13 protein-coding genes and 1 tRNA gene are annotated in these 16,561 nt (G+C 53.3%); all 14 read right to left on the bottom strand.

Annotated features, from left to right (window positions below):
* Positions 1-39: 39 nt before the first annotated feature.
* Positions 40-1,053, bottom strand: coding sequence for a dipeptide ABC transporter ATP binding subunit DppF (gene dppF / locus HBM95_01115; GenBank protein NIH41553.1), 1,014 nt, complete (start codon positions 1,051-1,053; stop codon positions 40-42).
* Complete coding sequence (gene dppD, locus HBM95_01110) at positions 1,050-2,033, bottom strand: dipeptide ABC transporter ATP-binding protein (protein NIH41552.1); 984 nt, start codon at positions 2,031-2,033, stop codon at positions 1,050-1,052. The genes dppF and dppD overlap by 4 nt, the downstream gene beginning before the upstream one ends.
* Before the next feature lie 10 nt (positions 2,034-2,043).
* Positions 2,044-2,946: a dipeptide ABC transporter permease DppC gene (gene dppC / locus HBM95_01105; protein ID NIH41551.1), complete on the bottom strand. Its 903-nt coding sequence runs from the start codon at positions 2,944-2,946 to the stop codon at positions 2,044-2,046.
* A gap of 9 nt (positions 2,947-2,955) precedes the next feature.
* Positions 2,956-3,975 (bottom strand): dipeptide ABC transporter permease DppB, encoded by a 1,020-nt coding sequence (dppB, locus tag HBM95_01100; GenBank protein NIH41550.1) that lies wholly within the window; start codon positions 3,973-3,975, stop codon positions 2,956-2,958.
* Between the two features lie 161 nt (positions 3,976-4,136).
* Positions 4,137-5,744: an ABC transporter substrate-binding protein gene (locus HBM95_01095; protein NIH41549.1), complete on the bottom strand. Its 1,608-nt coding sequence runs from the start codon at positions 5,742-5,744 to the stop codon at positions 4,137-4,139.
* Between the two features lie 620 nt (positions 5,745-6,364).
* A tRNA-Pro gene (locus HBM95_01090) sits at positions 6,365-6,441 on the bottom strand.
* 91 nt (positions 6,442-6,532) lie between these two features.
* On the bottom strand, positions 6,533-8,227 hold the full coding sequence (gene eptB / locus HBM95_01085) for a kdo(2)-lipid A phosphoethanolamine 7''-transferase (GenBank protein NIH41548.1): 1,695 nt from the start codon (positions 8,225-8,227) through the stop codon (positions 6,533-6,535).
* A 220-nt stretch (positions 8,228-8,447) separates the two neighbouring features.
* Positions 8,448-8,975 (bottom strand): long polar fimbrial protein LpfE, encoded by a 528-nt coding sequence (lpfE, locus tag HBM95_01080; GenBank protein ID NIH41547.1) that lies wholly within the window; start codon positions 8,973-8,975, stop codon positions 8,448-8,450.
* Positions 8,976-8,980: 5 nt separating this feature from the next.
* A complete protein-coding gene (lpfD, locus tag HBM95_01075) occupies positions 8,981-10,057 on the bottom strand; it encodes a long polar fimbrial protein LpfD (protein ID NIH41546.1) in 1,077 nt (358 codons plus the stop codon).
* A gap of 17 nt (positions 10,058-10,074) precedes the next feature.
* Positions 10,075-12,603 (bottom strand): outer membrane usher protein LpfC, encoded by a 2,529-nt coding sequence (gene lpfC, locus HBM95_01070; GenBank protein NIH41545.1) that lies wholly within the window; start codon positions 12,601-12,603, stop codon positions 10,075-10,077.
* Positions 12,604-12,625: 22 nt separating this feature from the next.
* The gene (gene lpfB / locus HBM95_01065; protein NIH41544.1) at positions 12,626-13,324 is read right to left on the bottom strand and encodes a molecular chaperone LpfB; all 699 of its coding nucleotides are present in this window, start codon (positions 13,322-13,324) and stop codon (positions 12,626-12,628) included.
* A gap of 85 nt (positions 13,325-13,409) precedes the next feature.
* Entirely contained in the window at positions 13,410-13,946 is a 537-nt protein-coding gene (lpfA, locus tag HBM95_01060; GenBank protein NIH41543.1) for a long polar fimbrial major subunit LpfA, read from the bottom strand.
* A 347-nt stretch (positions 13,947-14,293) separates the two neighbouring features.
* Positions 14,294-15,496 (bottom strand): MFS transporter, encoded by a 1,203-nt coding sequence (locus HBM95_01055; GenBank protein NIH41542.1) that lies wholly within the window; start codon positions 15,494-15,496, stop codon positions 14,294-14,296.
* A gap of 238 nt (positions 15,497-15,734) precedes the next feature.
* A complete protein-coding gene (locus tag HBM95_01050) occupies positions 15,735-16,433 on the bottom strand; it encodes an autotransporter domain-containing protein (GenBank protein ID NIH41541.1) in 699 nt (232 codons plus the stop codon).
* Positions 16,434-16,561: the final 128 nt, after the last annotated feature.

Below are 16,561 nucleotides of genomic sequence, written 5' to 3'. Positions count from 1 at the left end.
GCAGACATAAAAAAACCGGCTTAACGCCGGTTTTTTACTTTATGCATGGGGCTTCTCGCCGTTTTCATCCTGATCGACCGCGAAGCAGGCAACCAGCTGCCCGCCATACTCCTTCAGCTGCGGCTGGAGCTGGGTGCACGGGCCAAAGCGACGGCTGCACCGGGCGTTGAATGCACATCCCGGAGGTGGATTCAGCGGACTAGGCAGTTCACCCGTCAGCTTAATGCGCTCACGACGATCGTCCGGGTTCAGACGCGGCGTGGCAGACAGCAGTGCCTGGGTGTACGGGTGACGAGGGTTATTAAAGATCTGATCTTTGGTCCCCTTCTCCACGCAGCGCCCCAGATACATCACCATCACTTCGTCAGCGATGTGCTCCACCACCGACAGGTCGTGGGAGATGAACACGTAAGAGAGCCCCAGCTCCTGCTGGAGATCCATCATCAGGTTCAGCACCTGCGCGCGTACGGAGACGTCGAGCGCCGAAACCGGCTCATCGGCAATCACCACGTCCGGGTCAAGCATCAGACCGCGGGCAATAGCGATACGCTGACGCTGACCGCCGGAGAACATATGCGGGTAGCGATCGTAATGCTCGGTTTTGAGGCCGACCTTCGCCATCATCGCCAGGGCTTTCTCACGGCGTTGCTCTTTGCTCAGATTGCTGTTAATCAGCAGCGGCTCTTCCAGAATCTGTCCCACTTTTTTACGCGGGTTCAGAGAACCGTACGGGTTCTGGAACACAATCTGGATTTTCTGGCGACGCAGCTTCTGCGCCTGCGGATCGTGCTTGAGCAGATCCTGCCCCTGATAATAGAGCTCACCGCCGGTCGGCACTTCAATCATCGTCAGCAGACGACCGAGCGTGGATTTACCGCAGCCTGACTCCCCCACCACCGCCAGCGTTTTACCGCGTTCGAGGGTAAAGGAGACGCCGTCCAGCGCCTTCACCAGGCGTTCAGGGGCAAAAATCCCCTTTTTAACCGGATAGTGTTTTTTCAGGTCGATGGCCTGCAACAGCGGCTGTTGCGTGGTGGCCTGTTGCGTACTCATAGTGTTGGCCTCCCGGCATCATCGAGTGGGTAGTGACATTTCGACTGGCGGCCGTCAGCAAGCTGGTTTAGCTCTGGCTCTTCCGCCCGGCACTTATCCGTCGCGTACGGACAACGCGGATTGAGCAGACAGCCCTGCGGTCGGTCATATTTACCCGGTACCACACCAGGCAGCGACGCCAGCCGCGCTTTATCCTGGGCAAACTCCGGCAACGCACGCAGCAGCGCCTGCGTATACGGGTGACGCGGCGCGCGGAAGATATCGTGCGAATTACCGGTCTCGACCACCTGGCCGGCATACATCACGATGATTTTGTGCGCGGCTTCGGCCACCAGCGCCAGATCGTGCGTAATCAGCACCAGCGCCATGTTCTCTTTCTGCTGCAGCTCCAGCAGCAGCTCGATGATTTGCGCCTGAATGGTCACATCCAGCGCCGTTGTCGGTTCATCCGCAATCAGCAGCTTTGGCCGACAGGCAATCGCCATGGCGATCATCACGCGCTGGCTCATCCCTCCGGAGAGCTGGTGCGGGTAAACGTCCAGGCGCGATGCCGGATCAGGGATACCGACCTGATTCAGCAGGTCGATCGCGCGCTGGCGACGGGTTTTCTTGTTACCGCCCTGGTGCACCTTAATCGCTTCCATAATCTGGAAACCGACCGTGTAACACGGGTTCAGGCTGGTCATCGGGTCCTGGAAGATCATTGCCACTTCGGCGCCCACCAGCTGGCGGCGCTGTTTCTCAGAAATGCGCTTCAGGTCCTGACCGTTGAACTGCAGGTTTTCCGCCATCACGCGGCCCGGGTAATCAATCAGCCCCATGATCGCCAGTGAACTCACCGACTTACCGGAACCGGACTCCCCGACAATGCCAACCACTTCGCCCTGATTTACGCTGTAGCTGATGCGGTCCACGGCGCGAAACGGGGTGCCTTCGTCGCCGAAGTGCACCGATAATTTATCTACATTTAATAACGCCATCTCGTGCCTCTTACTGCTTCAGTTTGGGATCAAGCGCATCACGCAGACCATCACCCATCAGGTTAAATGCCAGCACCGTCAGCAGGATTGCCAGACCCGGGAAGGTGACAACCCACCAGGCGCTTTGTGCGAACTGCAACACGTCGGAGAGCATGGTGCCCCACTCCGGTGTTGGCGGCTGCGCACCCATGCCCAGGAAGCCAAGAGCGGCCATATCAAGAATGGCGTTAGAGAAACCGAGCGACGCCTGAACAATCAGCGGCGCAAGGCAGTTAGGGAAGATATTTACGAACATCTGGCGCATCGCACCCGCACCCGCCACGCGAGACGCGGTGACATAATCGCGGTTCACTTCCACCAGCACCGCCGCACGGGTTAAACGTACGTAGTGAGGGAGCGCCACGAAGGTCAGCGCAAGTGCGGCGTTACCGATCGACGGACCGAAGATCGCCACCAGCACCAGGGCCAGCAGCAGGCTTGGCAGCGCCAGCATGATGTCGACAACACGCATGATGATGTTATCAACGATGCCGCCGAAGTAACCGGCAACCAGACCGAGTACGATCCCCATAATCAGGGAGAGCACCACCACCAGGCAGCCAACCAGCAGCGACAGACGCGCGCCGTACATCAGACGCGACAGCACGTCGCGGCCCACATCATCGGTACCCAGCAGGTGCGCCAGGCTACCGCCGTCCTGCCAGGCAGGGGGAGCCAGCAGCGCATCGCGGAACTGATCCGCCGGGTTATACGGCGCAAGCACGTTTGCAAACACCGCAATCAGGATCATGATGGATACATACACCAGCCCGACTACCGCGCCTTTATTGCGCTTGAAGTAGTGCCAGAACTCCTGCAGCGGCGTCATCGGAACCGGTGCAGCAACAGCTTTGTTTTCAGAAACCTGTGACATGATGGCCCCTTACTTCTTATGACGAATACGCGGGTTCACCACGCCGTACAGCAAATCGACCAGCAGGTTGACGAGGATAATCATCGTCGCGACCAGCAGCACCCCGCCCTGCACCACCGGATAGTCGCGGCGTTGCAGCGCATCAATCAGCCAGCGTCCGAGGCCCGGCCAGGAGAAGATGGTTTCGGTCAGGATCGCTCCCGCCAGCAGCGTACCCACCTGGAGGCCGATAACGGTCACCACCGGCAGCATGGCGTTACGCAGCGCGTGGACAATGATGACGCGCATCCGGGTTAACCCTTTAGCGCGTGCGGTACGAATGTAATCCTCGCCCAGCACTTCCAGCATGGAGGAACGGGTCATACGCACGATCACTGCCAGAGGAATGGTGCCCAGCACCATGGCAGGCAGGATCATGTGCGCGACGGCATCAATGAAGTTACCCTCCTCACCCCAGATGGCCGTGTCGATCAGCATAAAGCCGGTTAACGGGTTGGTATCATCAAGGAAGACCATATCGCTGACGCGCCCGGAGACCGGCGTCAGGTTCAATTGCACCGAGACCAGCATGATCAGCATCATGCCCCACCAGAAAATAGGCATGGAATAACCGGTCAGCGCCAGGCCCACGGCGGTATGGTCGAAAATAGAGCCACGCTTAACGGCAGCCAGTACCCCAACAGGAATACCCACCGCAGTGGCAAAAATCATGGCGCAGATGCCAAGCTCCAGCGTCGCTTTAAAACGCGGCACGAACTCGTCCCACACCGGAAGACGGCTTTTTAACGAAATCCCCAAGTCACCGTGCATCACGCCCCAGATATAGTGGAGGTACTGCTGCCACATCGGCTTATCAAGGCCGAGTTCAGCCAGCAGCTGCGCATGACGTTCAGGGGAGATACCACGCTCGCCCGCCATAATCATTACCGGGTCGCCGGGGATCATATGAACGAAGGCAAAAGTGAGAAGGGTGATACCGATAAACGTCGGGATAACAAGTCCCAGACGTCGGAGGATGAACTGCAACATAACCCGGATTCTCTCTGATGACGCACGACCAGTGGCGTGACGTCTGTATTGCTCACAAATGTAAATTCCCTCTCCCTTCGGGAGAGGGTTAGGGTGAGGGGATGCATGCACGCCCCTCACCCCTGCCCTCTCCCACAGGGAGAGGGAGAACACCCTACTTATTATTCAACCGATACGTTTTCGAAGTGGTGTTTGCCCAGTGGATCAACCACGTAGCCCTTCACTTCTTTACGCACTGGCTCATACACGGTGGAGTGAGCAACAATCAGCGCCGGAGCCTGATCGTGCATAACAACCTGAGCCTGCTTGTAGAGTTCAATACGTTTGTTGTGATCGTCGGTGGCACGCGCCGGCTGGATCAGGTCTTCAAACGGCTTGTAGCACCAGCGAGAGTAGTTAGAACCGTCTTTCGCCGCCGCGCAGCTGAACAGGGTAGCGAAGAAGTTGTCCGGATCCCCGTTGTCACCGGTCCAGCCCATCATCACCGCCTGGTGCTCACCCGCTTTGGCGCGCTTCAGATACTCGCCCCACTCGTAGGTCACAATCTTGGCCTGAACGCCAATCTTCGCCCAGTCAGCCTGAACCATTTCCGCCATACGGCGGGCGTTCGGGTTGTAAGGACGCTGAACAGGCATCGCCCACAGCTCAACGGTAAAGCCTTTATCCTGACCCGCTTCTTTCAGCAGCGCTTTCGCTTTTTCAGGATCGTAGCTGTAGTCTTTAACGTCGTCGTTATAGCCCCACATGGTTGGCGGGATCAGGTTTTTGGCCGCAACGCCCGCGCCCTGGTAAACGGCTTTGATGATCGCTTCTTTGTTCACCGCGTAGGTCAGCGCCTGACGCACTTTCACGTCATCAAACGGTTTCTTCTCGGTGTTGAAGGAGAGATAGCCCACGTTCAGGCCCGCCTGCTCCAGCAGGTTGATGTTTTTATCCTGCTTCATGCGCGCGATGTCAGCCGGGTTCGGGTACGGCATAACCTGGCATTCGTTTTTCTGCAGTTTTGCATAACGAACGGACGCATCAGGCGTAATGGAGAAGACCAGACGGTCGATCTGCGGCTTGGTGCCCCAGTAGCCCGGGAAGGCTTTATACAGAATACGGGAGTCTTTCTGGTACTGCAGCAGCTGGAACGGACCGGTACCGATTGGGTTCAGGTCCACTTTTTCCGGCGTGCCGGCTTTCAGCATGTTATCCGCATACTCTTTAGAGAGAATAGAGGCGAAGTCCATGGCCAGGTCAGCCAGGAATGGCGCTTCCGGGCGCGTCAGTACGAACTGAACGGTTTTATCGTCCACTTTTTTCACTTCGGCGATCAGGTCCGGCAGACCCATCCCTTCGAAGTATTCGTAGCTGCCGCCAGACACTTTGTGGTACGGGTTCTGCGCGTTTTTCTGACGGTCAAAGGAGAACACAACGTCGTCGGCGTTAAAGTCGCGCGTTGGTTTGAATTCTTTGCTGTCCTGCCACTTCACGCCCTGGCGCAGGTGGAAGGTATAGGTTTTACCGTCTTCGCTGATGTCCCACTTCTCGGCCAGACCCGGAATCACTTCCGTGGTGCCGGTTTTGAATTCAACCAGACGGTTATAGATCGGTACAGAGCTTGCGTCGTAAGTCGTACCAGAGGTAAAGAGCTGTGGGTTAAAGCCTTCCGGCGAGCCTTCAGAACAGTAAACCAGGGTTTTTGCCTGTACGCTTGCTGCCACGGTCATAGCCACCAGGCTCAGACCAAGCTTCAGCATCCCTGACTTCTTCAAGGAAATACTCATTATTCTGCTCCAATGTGATGTTTTGCTTTGTTGTGTTACGCCGCCAGACCTTTATTTATTTTTTACCCGGTCCGGTCGGAGGTGCCCGAAGGCGTTAAAGGGATGGAGAATCCTTTCAGAAGAGCGTTTGAGTTGCAGCGCAGATCGTCCCTGAAATGCCCCTCATGCCCTACAATCTGTCAACAGAATGTGAAAACGTCAATACAGGTGACGGGGATTTGCGCTGAGTGTGAGAAACCGCAAACAAAGATTAAAAAAACCCTGAACGCCAGTTTTCAGCAGGGAAATTTATGCTACTCGCCAACTTGCAGCACAACTATCTTCATATTTCGCAACAATCAGTGATTAACTTTTATTCAGAATAGGTAAATTTTCTTGCAGAATGGTGATTATCTGAGCACTAAATACCGCGAACGTTAAAACGCACAGCGAAAAATGCTGAGGTTATCCATAAGCAACGCGAAAAAAGATCAATCTATATATAAAAAAATACAATGGATTATGTCACAAAATCGTTAACAGGCAGGAAGAAGCAGGTCTAAGGGGCGTTTTGGATACTCTGACAGGATAAGGTCATAATGCAAAAAGGGCTAACCTTGCGGTTAGCCCTTTTCAGAATGTGGTCGGCGAGAGAGGATTCGAACCTCCGACCCACTGGTCCCAAACCAGTTGCGCTACCAAGCTGCGCTACTCGCCGAATGCGGAGCGCATCTTACTGCTGAGGTACGCCCCCGTCAATCCCTTATTTTCAAAAAGCCATTCAACTGGCGATATTCTCGCCAGAGCTGCTACTGCGCGGCTTTTGCGGTGTTATCAGGGAGTTTACACCAGTTGTTGTTTTCGTTAATCCCACCGTTTGGTGAGGTATAGCCGAGACACCCCATAATGGTGTCGTACAATTCAACGTGACGGCGAGGTACCTTGATTTCTGCCTGCTGTTTCAGATGGGCAAACATTTTCGCCTTATCAGGATTCTCCAGATACTTATCGGACATCCACATGATCATCGGCACGCGGAACTGCTCCGGCGGCGCCAGCTTACGCGGTGTACCGTGCAGATGCTCTTTCTCGTTGATGGACTCACCGTGGTCTGCGGCGTAGATAACAATCGCTTTTTTATCACGCAGCTGGTCGATTACGCGGCTCAGGAACGTATCCACATACAGAACGGAGTTATCGTAGGCGTTGATCAGCTCCTGCTTGCTGCAATCTTTATTAATGCCAACGCACTCCGGTTTCCACTTCGCGAAATCACGGGTATAGCGCTGGTAATAGCTGTAGTGCGACCCTTTGGTATGAAGAATGACAAGATGCTTACCTTTCGGATGGTTCTTCAGAGATTGCGACATCTCTTCCAGCAGTAGCATGTCATCAACGTTTTTGCCCCGGTTACGCGGCTCGGCGCCAATCTGCTCACGGTACGCGATGTTATCTGCCAGCGTGTTGGTGTAGAACCACATCTCACTCTGCATGGCGAACAGGTCAGCGCTAAATCCAAGCTGCTTCAGCACGGCAAAGACGTTTTGCTCTTTCAGCGTGCGCTGTGGGTTATCGCTTGCCCCGCCTTCACGCACAAACATACAGCGCAGCGAGAGCTTCGTTGCGGTATCGCAGGAGTAACCCCGATAGGCCACCAGGTTCTTTTCCTGCGCCAGTTTTGGCGTGGTATCACGGTCATAGCCGAGAATACCCATATGATCCCAGCGCGTCGTTTCACCGATGACAAAGACCACGTAAGTATCATCCAGCCCGTCAGCAGGCGCCTGATAGGTAAATTTTTTGGTCGGGTTCATCAAGGATTTCACATCACTGGATTCGTCCGCCTGTGCCCAGGCATACAGACCTAACGCTGACAGCCAGTTAGACGGCAAATAGGAGTTCGCCACTACGCCGCCATAGCTTGGCATATCCACGCCCGTCGCTTTTTCGATACGTTTTTGCTGTTTTTCCATCAAACGAATCGGCGCCCACACCAGCAGACCCGCCAGCAGAACGACGAGGACGTTGCGGATACGTTGCTCCCGCGTACGCAGCTGGCGTAACAGGGTATAGCGGCAGGTATTACTCCAGATAAAGAAGAGCGGTATCAGGCAGGTTAATACCGTCCAGACGATAAAGCCTTTTCCTACCACCTCTTTCGAGAGGTCGATATCCGTGGTCATCACCGAGGCAACGATGCCGTAGCCAATCACCACGTTCATGAATGTCATGTAATAGCTTGCAGCGGCGGAAATAATCACCACCAGCGAGGCCAGAATTTGCCAGGTACGTCGGCCAAAGAGCGAGAGCAGACGCAACAGGAAGAAGGTAGCGAGAACAGAGCCAAACACTTCAATCGCGGCAAAAATTCCATTTCTTACGGTGAGGTGTTCAAAATAGCCTTCCACTCTTCTGAACAGCACCGCGCCATTCAGAAACAAACCGATATAGACAGCCAGCATCAGACATAATCTTTGCTGGGTAAGAGACCTAATATATTTCATGCAAACAACCCTGGGGGAAGGGGTATAAAGACCCGCCGAATCTCATCGAGAAAGCAGACAGAGTAAGTAGATGCGAGAGAAACCGTTATCAGAAACGTCCACAAGCGCGATAAGTAGACCACAGCGGGGAAAAAAAGTGGCAGCAGAGAGTGTGATCGATGAAGATTTTTACAAAAAATCAGTAAAAATGGAAAAGGGCCAGCAAACTGGCCCTCTGTGATTACTCGTATGCGACGCTAAAATTCACCGTCGCATTCGCCGTGCCTACGGTGGCATCAGATTTAACAGGCACATAGCTGGCGATATAGTTCAGCTTGTTCGTCCCATCAAACCAGACGGTGTGCTCCACGGGCGTGCTGTCCGTACTGGAGGGATACTGCTGCACACCGCCAGAGCTCTGGATTTTCAACGCCACGCCGGTCGCGCCACCGCTCTCCAGGGCAAAGAGCGATGGGTTGGTGGCGTCTGCCGTACCGTCCATCGTGACGTAGGCCTTCGTGGCGTAGGCACAATCTTTTAAGCCAATGCTGAAGCTTTTCTGGTTCAGCTCTTTACCCACTCTCACCGGCCGCTGGAGCACCACGGTATCCATATTGACATCAATATTGTCACTTTCCAGCTCACAGGTTGCCGCCTTAATGGTAATGGTGAAATGGATATCGCCTGCTGAACCGATATTCGTCGGGGCTGCCATCGCTGAGGCCGTGAGCAGCAAACATGCTGGCATAAACGCATACATGGTTTTCATCCTGCTTACTCCACATCAATACGCATGGTGGCAATCCCTTCGAACTCCCCCGCGGCCGGCAATTTACCGGTGGTACTTATCGGGTAGGCCGAAATGGTCGTTGAGGCGGTACGGTGCGTATCATCGACCAGCGCGGATACGCTCATCTCCTGATTAACGCTGGTGTCATTAGGTACCAGAATTTTACCATTAGCCCCTTCAATCACCGCGCCGATATCCGGGTTGCCCATATCAATGGCGTTCGAATCATTCGCGTTTGGCATCCCCTCGATATGCAGGAAAATCTTTACGCCATCGGAAATATTGGTGCATTTAAACTGCAGCTCTTTGGTAAATTTCGTGGCGTTCTTAGCAATTTGCCCTTTGCGATCTTTAAAATCGCTGGCCTTAAATTCACCAAATGGTATTTCCAGGGTACTGCCGCTGGAGAGTTCGCACCCCTGAGGGACGACAATGTTACCACTTAAATAAACAGACGATATCGGTATAGAGCCATACACACCACTCTTCATCGTCGCATATATGTCAACGATTTTCGTCGAAGGGATTGTAAGCGATCCAACGAACGGATGTGTAATATACATAGACAGCTGCCCCATACTGCCTGAAGTCCAAGCAGTTTTAGGCCCAGAGCCATCATCACAATCATCATGTGAATAGACTTCATTCGATACATTATCAAACGGAACCGTTCGGTACTCCTGTACACCACCAGATATATATACGGATGTCAAAATATCGATATTGGAATTTAGTGTGTAATATTCTAAAGACCCATTTTTATATCCAGCAGGTAGAGGAGAAACAGCTTTAAAGTAATTAAACTCTTTGTTGTCTACTCCAGGTGCACATTGGCAACTAGCCTGATAGCTAGTACCTAAATTCCAGGAATAAAAATCAGGAAGAGTTCCGCCAGCAACATTCATTGTTGTATCAGTAATCGTTTGATTGATTAATGCATTAAAGTTGTGCGTACCCCCATCCGGTGCGCATGGCCCCCAATCCGCCGCCGCCAGCACCTGGCCGGAAAACAGCGCTGACCCGCCCAGCAGGCCAGCAATCATCGTAAGCTTTTTAAACATAGTAAAATCCTTCCCTGTTACCGACAGACGGCATTCGCCATCACCACTCCGGCATTATCCTGTTGTTCCGGGAGCGTAAACGCCACGCGGCATTGCTGTGCCTGGCCTTTGCCCCAATTCACCTGCAACGCGCCTTTCTCTGGCATTCCGCTGATATAGAGCTGTCCGTCTTCCCCGACGATGCTGCTGGACTCTTTTTTAGTGTCCAGAAGCGTGGCGGTTGCACCAAACGGTACCGCTTTGCCGTCAGGCTGAGTCAGGTTCATCAGCACGCGGTAGCCCACGCGGGTATCGAAGCGAGCCCGGACAATCGCGCCGCGCGTTGGCACCACGTTGACGGAGGCCGTATCCAGATCAACCCGGTTGTTGAGACTGTCGCTTCGCAGTGAGACTTCCGTTTCACGGTACGGAGTGAGGTAAGGCACGACCGCGTTCCCCATCCAGTCCACTTCCACACCGCCGTTGTTGATGACGTGCGCACCGCGCGCGCCCGGCGCGGAGATAATGGCCATCGACTCGCCCAGCGGCTGAGAAAGCGTAATGCCTTCGCTGTGGGCAATCACGCCGCCGCGCAGACCGTAGTTCACCTGCTGGCCGTCGCGGTTGTAGTTGTAACCCAAGCTGGCACTCCCCACGCCGCCCTGATAATCCAGGTTCACGCTGCCGCTATTACCCACACCGTTACTACCGTACCCTTCCTGCACGCTATAGTTCAGGTTGCGGTCTTCCAAAGCACTACCGCTCACGCCCAGCTGCTGGGTGGTGCGGCCATGCTGATCTGTCGTGAGGTGGTAGTTACTCCACATGCGTCCCAGCGGAATCGACATGGAGAATGACAGCAGACGGTCGCTCTCATCCCACTCCGGGCTTTTCGTCCAGGTGTAGGCTACGCTGTAGTTCACGCGTCCAATACGCCCGTTATAACCGGCGTTCAGCGAGCGCTGTTTACCTTCATCGTTCCAGTAGTCCTGCTGCGTGACGTTAAAATAGACCGAACCCCAGGTGCCCAACTGCTGCGTCACGTTGCCCTGAATCTGGCTACGTTTGTGGTACTGGCTATACGAACTGTCCGCATCGCTGCGTACATCCGTCGCTTCCTGGAAGGTGTAGTAGCCGCTGGTCGAATACTTGTAACCCAGAAGACGGAAATCGGTACCGCTGTTAAAGCTCTTGGAGTAGAGGAAGCGGTAGGACTGACCTTCCGAACTTTCATCGTTAGCCAGGTTGCTTTTCGCCTGGGTCACGTCGATGGATACCGCACCGATGTAACCGAAGTTTTTACCTAAACCACCCGCCAGCGAGTAATAGTCGTCGGAGAAGATCGAACCACCGTAAACGGTAACGCCGTACGGCAGACCGTACATGGCATCCAACTGCCAGAACTTCGGCTCGGCGCTGTCATAGTTACCGGCACGGTATTCCCCTGCAGAGAGGCTGTATTTCAGATGACCTTCACGCTGGAGGATCGCCACCGCGGAGAACGGCTGTACGAACTTCTGCTCGCTGCCATCCGCTTCTTTAATAGTGACCGTCAGGTCACCGCTGTTTGAGGTTGGGTACAGGTCATTAATTTCAAACGCACCCGGCTGAACAAACGTACGGTAGATAACGTAGTTATTCTGCTCAACGGTCACTTCGGCGTTACTTTTGGCAATACCGCGGATCACCGGCGCAAACCCGCGCTGGCTGTCAGGCAGCATCTCTTCGTCGGAGGTTAGCTGTGCGCCGCGCATCTGAATGCTGTCAAAAATATCACCGGACGTTGAGGTATCCCCCAGCGTCAGCTGTGATTTCAGCGGCACAATGGCACGGCTTAACGAGGTGCCGATGTTATCCCATTTGTTGTTGCCATCGTTTCGTGTCCAGGTGCTGTAGTTACGTAAACGCCACGCGCCCAGGTTCATACCGCTGCGCAGGTTCAGATAGTAGCTGTCGCTGTTGTAACTGGTTTCACTGTCGTGCGCGTCATAGCTGGCGTTGCTACCGGAGAAGTTATAGTCCAGCAGCAGGGCATTCACCCCTTCGTCCCACTGGGATTCCGGTACCGTACCACGCGCCGTCTGCTTCATCGCGGCCTGCGGGAAGCTCATGATCAGCGTCTGGTCTGCAAAATTGAAATGGCTGGCGGCCTGAGGAATAATGTCTTCAAAGGCCACGCACGCCTCCGGCGGTGCCATTTTCAGCGCCGGGAAGCTGTCAATACGCACGCCCATGTCCTCAAGCTGCACGCGGCTTAAGCACGGCACCAGGCTTTCACCCATTTTTGCGCGCTGCGCTTCGGTCGCCGCCTTAAACTCCAGGGTGCGAGACTCCATTTTTTTATCGTTGACCACCACCGACACGCGGTATTTACCCGGCAGCTGTTCGGCTTTACTGGATTCATACATTGAAAGGTCAACGTGCTGGTCAATACCCGGCACATCTTCCAGAAAGCGCGGGTTAAATGTTCCCGCATACGCGGGGAGCGTGCCCGCAACCATCAGCGCAAGCGCGGACAGGGGGAAACGCGGGGTCTTATTGACCTGAGGAAGATGCGTCCATGGCATAGTAATAAACCTTCAAAACGTATTAATTAACGCGCTGAGTCAGCATGTCGCCAGCCGTACCGAAGTCATTAATAATGTTGTATTTGACTTCGTTTACCTTGCCGGTGCCGGCTGGCAGTTCAATATTCAACGAGCCTTTTGCCGGAACCATACCCGCTTTTTCAACAGCACGGCCATTGGCATAAAATTTATTAAAAGTGAGGTTAAAGGCAGATGGGTTTTCAACTTTGATCTGGTTAGCCCCTGCGCTGGTAAACTTCAGTTTGCTCCAGCCGTCCATGCTGTTGCCTTTCAGGCCAGCAGGGCGATAGAACAGTTTTAAGCGGGTACGCACGGCAATCTGCAGTACGTTTTTACCTTCCGCATTTTCACTTTTGGCTGGAATCGCTTTCACGTTAACCCAGTAAACGGACTCGCGATCCTGCGGTAACGTATTAGCGGTATTCACAATACGTAAGACGTTATTTTTCTTCGGGCTTAATTTAAATAAAGGTGGGGTGATGATAAACGGCGTCTTTTTATTACCGTTGGCATCATCAATCCATGACTGAATAAGGAATTCATCCGTGGTGCTTTTGTTATTGACCGTCAGAGAAGCTTCCTTTCTGCTGCCGTCATAAATAACGCGCGTGCTGCTTAATGCCACGCCGCCTGCAAAACTGTTTTGTGAAATCAGCGCCAGCGCCAGTGCTGCGCAAGATATCAAACGTAAGCGGTTCATGCTTCTCTCCCTGAGACTCCGCTGGAAAAAATGGCAACGGGGTTTCCGTTGCCATTGTGATTGTCTTCTACTAACGAAAAGTCGATTATTCGTAGGACAGGTTGAAGTCTACTTCTGCGTTACCGTAACCGGTGGTTACAGCGGCTTTGGTCGCAACGTAGTTAGCGGTGTAGTACAGCACGGTCTGACCAGCAGCCAGCGTGGTGGTGGATTTACCGGTGTTCATATCAACCGCTTTGTTAGCGTTGTCGTAGATACCGATGCCCACGCCAGTCGCAGAACCAGCTTCGGTGTTAACAGAAACCAGTTTCGCGTCATCTGCATCTGCAACGCCGGTGAAGCTCACGTTAACTTTGGTTTTAGTGGTGATGTCGCAGTCTTCCAGTTTGATCTGGAAAGGAGTGGAAACAGATTTGTCGCCAACCGCTTTGAAGACAGATTTCTTAACCTGGCCCAGCACAACTTCCTGGTTCTGAGAGTCAGTAGAAATTACGCATGGCGCGTCAACGATTTCACCGCTGAATCGAACGGTGCCGTCACCGGATTCAGCAGCAAAAGCGGAAGTGGAAACTACAGCGAGAGCAGACAGTGCAAAAATAACCTTTTTCATTAAAAACTCCATTTATGACGTTAGATGACAGAACGCATCCTTAGGAATAACCTGCATTCTGTGAGAAAATGGAGTATATAGACGGGAATTTAGATTTTAAAATTAGAATAAATAAAGCTAATCTTTAGTCAAAATTAAAACTAAGTAAATTCATAAAGATATAAGACAGCCCGTACAAGCCGCTCTTTTATTAGGAATAAATCAATATAATTTATATATTGATTTTGACAATCTATAGATCAGTAAAATGGATGATCCTTCTTATTTAACGTTTCTCGGGTGAGAATTAATTATTCATTTGTGCTAAATCGAAAAAAGCGCCCGATGGGCGCTTTGTTGTCTGGCATGTCAAACGTTCGTTATGCATGCACTTCTTTAAATATTTCTCGCTGCGGCTGGCGAATCGTGGTTGACAGCGCCAGGGAAATAATCAGCAAGGCAAATATCACACAGAAGGTCACGTAGAACCCGCCGAACAGGGAAGCAATCAGCGAACCGCAAATACTGCCGATACCGAAGCCGAGATAAATGACACCGTAGTTTTTCGCCAGGTTGTTCAGGCCAAAGAACTCGCTCACCAGCGACGGGAAGACGGTAATGGTGCCGCCGAAATTAAAGGCCACGCAGGCAATCGCCGCAAAGAAGGTCGCTTCATTCAGTGGTGCAAACAGCAATGCCGCCATTCCTACCAGCGAAACCACCTGCCCAATCGTAATCACGCGGATGCGGGCAATTTTGTCAGACAGAATACCGAGCACCAGGCGACCCGAGAGGTTGGCAATGGAGATGACCGTCACCGCATTCGCCGCCGTCGCGGCATCCAGTTTTACCATCCCCTGAGCAATATCTTTCGCCACACCGATAACATACAGACCGCTCATGCAGGCCGTCAGGAACATCACCGCCAGCATCCAGTACTGCGGCTTACGCATGGACTGCGCGAGGGTGAAATCGTTCTCCACCACGCCGTTAACGGATTTCACTTCCTGCTGCGGGGCATCTTTCATCAGCGTAGCGCCAAACAGGATCATCACCAGGACGATTGCGCCCCAGATCATAAACGTTTTTTCGAGGCCAACGGATGCCAGCAGTTGGGAGTCGATAAATTTAAAGCCGAGGCTGCCCAGGCCATAGGAGCCGATGGCGAACGCGGAGATTAAGCCTTTACGCTCCGGGAACCACTTCACGCAGTTCGACAGCGTCAGCAGGTAACCTGCACCGTCGGCCAGCCCCACCAGCACGCCGGCGCTCAGCCACAGCATCATCAGGTTGCTGGAATGCGCCGTCAGGAAAAAGCCCAGCCCCAGCAGTATGCCGGACGCCATGGTCACACGCTTCACGCCAAAACGCTCCTGCAGCTTGCCCGCGACGGAAGACGAAATCGCCAGACCCAGGCTCAGCAGGCCGAAGGAGAACGCTACCTGGCTGACCGGGGCGTCGAGTTTGTCGGAAAGCGCGCTGTTAAACAGGCTCCAGGTATAGACCGATCCCAGCGCGAACTGGGTAACGATAGTGCCGAAGAGCGTGAGCCAGCGCGTACGGTTATAGGTTGATGTGTTCATGGCCGTTGTCCTGCAACAGAAATTAAGGGAATTCGCTGAGGACAACGATAAACAAAACCTTAATACCGATGGGGTAAAACGTCATGAAATGCAGGAAGAACGGAATGAAATGCCTGGAATCGGGAATGAATGACCTTGCCGAGGAAGAAAGCGATGGCAGGTTAGTACCTGCTATCGCTGCAAAGCCTGTGGTCATTGTTTTTAAGATGTTATCGTAACGTTTAAAAAAGTAACAATACTAAAAATTCGCGCTCACCCCCAGGGTATACAGAAACTCCTCACCAGTGGTGGTGCGTTCCCCCTGAGCCAGCGACGCATAGGCCGCCATGTGCGTATTAAACGGAATGTCTGTTCCCACGGTGACGTCCATCCAGTTACCGCTTTGAACAGGGGCTGGCGTTTGAGGCATGCCAAACTGCGATTTCCACTGGTTTTCACCAAACTGCTGGTTATAGCTAATCTGTGCCCAGGGACGAAGATCGCCGTACTGGGTATTCACGCGCCAGCCTAGCGTACTCACGCTGGCATGCCAGAGCGGATCGGCGAGCGTCTGCGTCGTCGCGCTATCACCAAACTCATTGATCATCATCGGCGTAGAGCCGTCATACCGCCAGGCCATCACCGGACCGGTGGTTACATGCGACGAAACCGGAAAATTCCAGCCTACACTCATCGCCGCTTCCGTTTTAGCACCAGATGGCAGAGCCAGGGCCAGCCCCGGCGAATTTTGGGAAGACTGAATTCGCTCAGCCAGAATATCCTCGTAACGCGGTTGGTGATCCGCGTCCCATGTATAGCGTTCAGCCGTATTATTTTGGGCGTCTGAAACGATATATTCCTGTTGCCAGGCAGATGCTGTATTACACAACAACAGGCAGGCTGAAATCCCCACCAGACCAGAAGCGGCATGGCGACCACTGATTTTTTTTATCATCATCAAAGCGACCCCAGAGAGAGCCGAATTCGGCGATATTTGTCGTTATTCAGGAAGACTTGAGAGAGCATATGGCCCTGTATTAACTATTGTCTTTATAGTAAACACGTCAAGCCAGTCAGAACGAAATT

The sequence above is a fragment of the Enterobacter asburiae genome, from assembly GCA_011754535.1.
Lineage (GTDB): Bacteria > Pseudomonadota > Gammaproteobacteria > Enterobacterales > Enterobacteriaceae > Enterobacter > Enterobacter cloacae_N.
The sequence above is the reverse complement of the archived record's forward strand: the minus strand, read 5'-3'. Positions and strand labels throughout refer to the sequence as shown.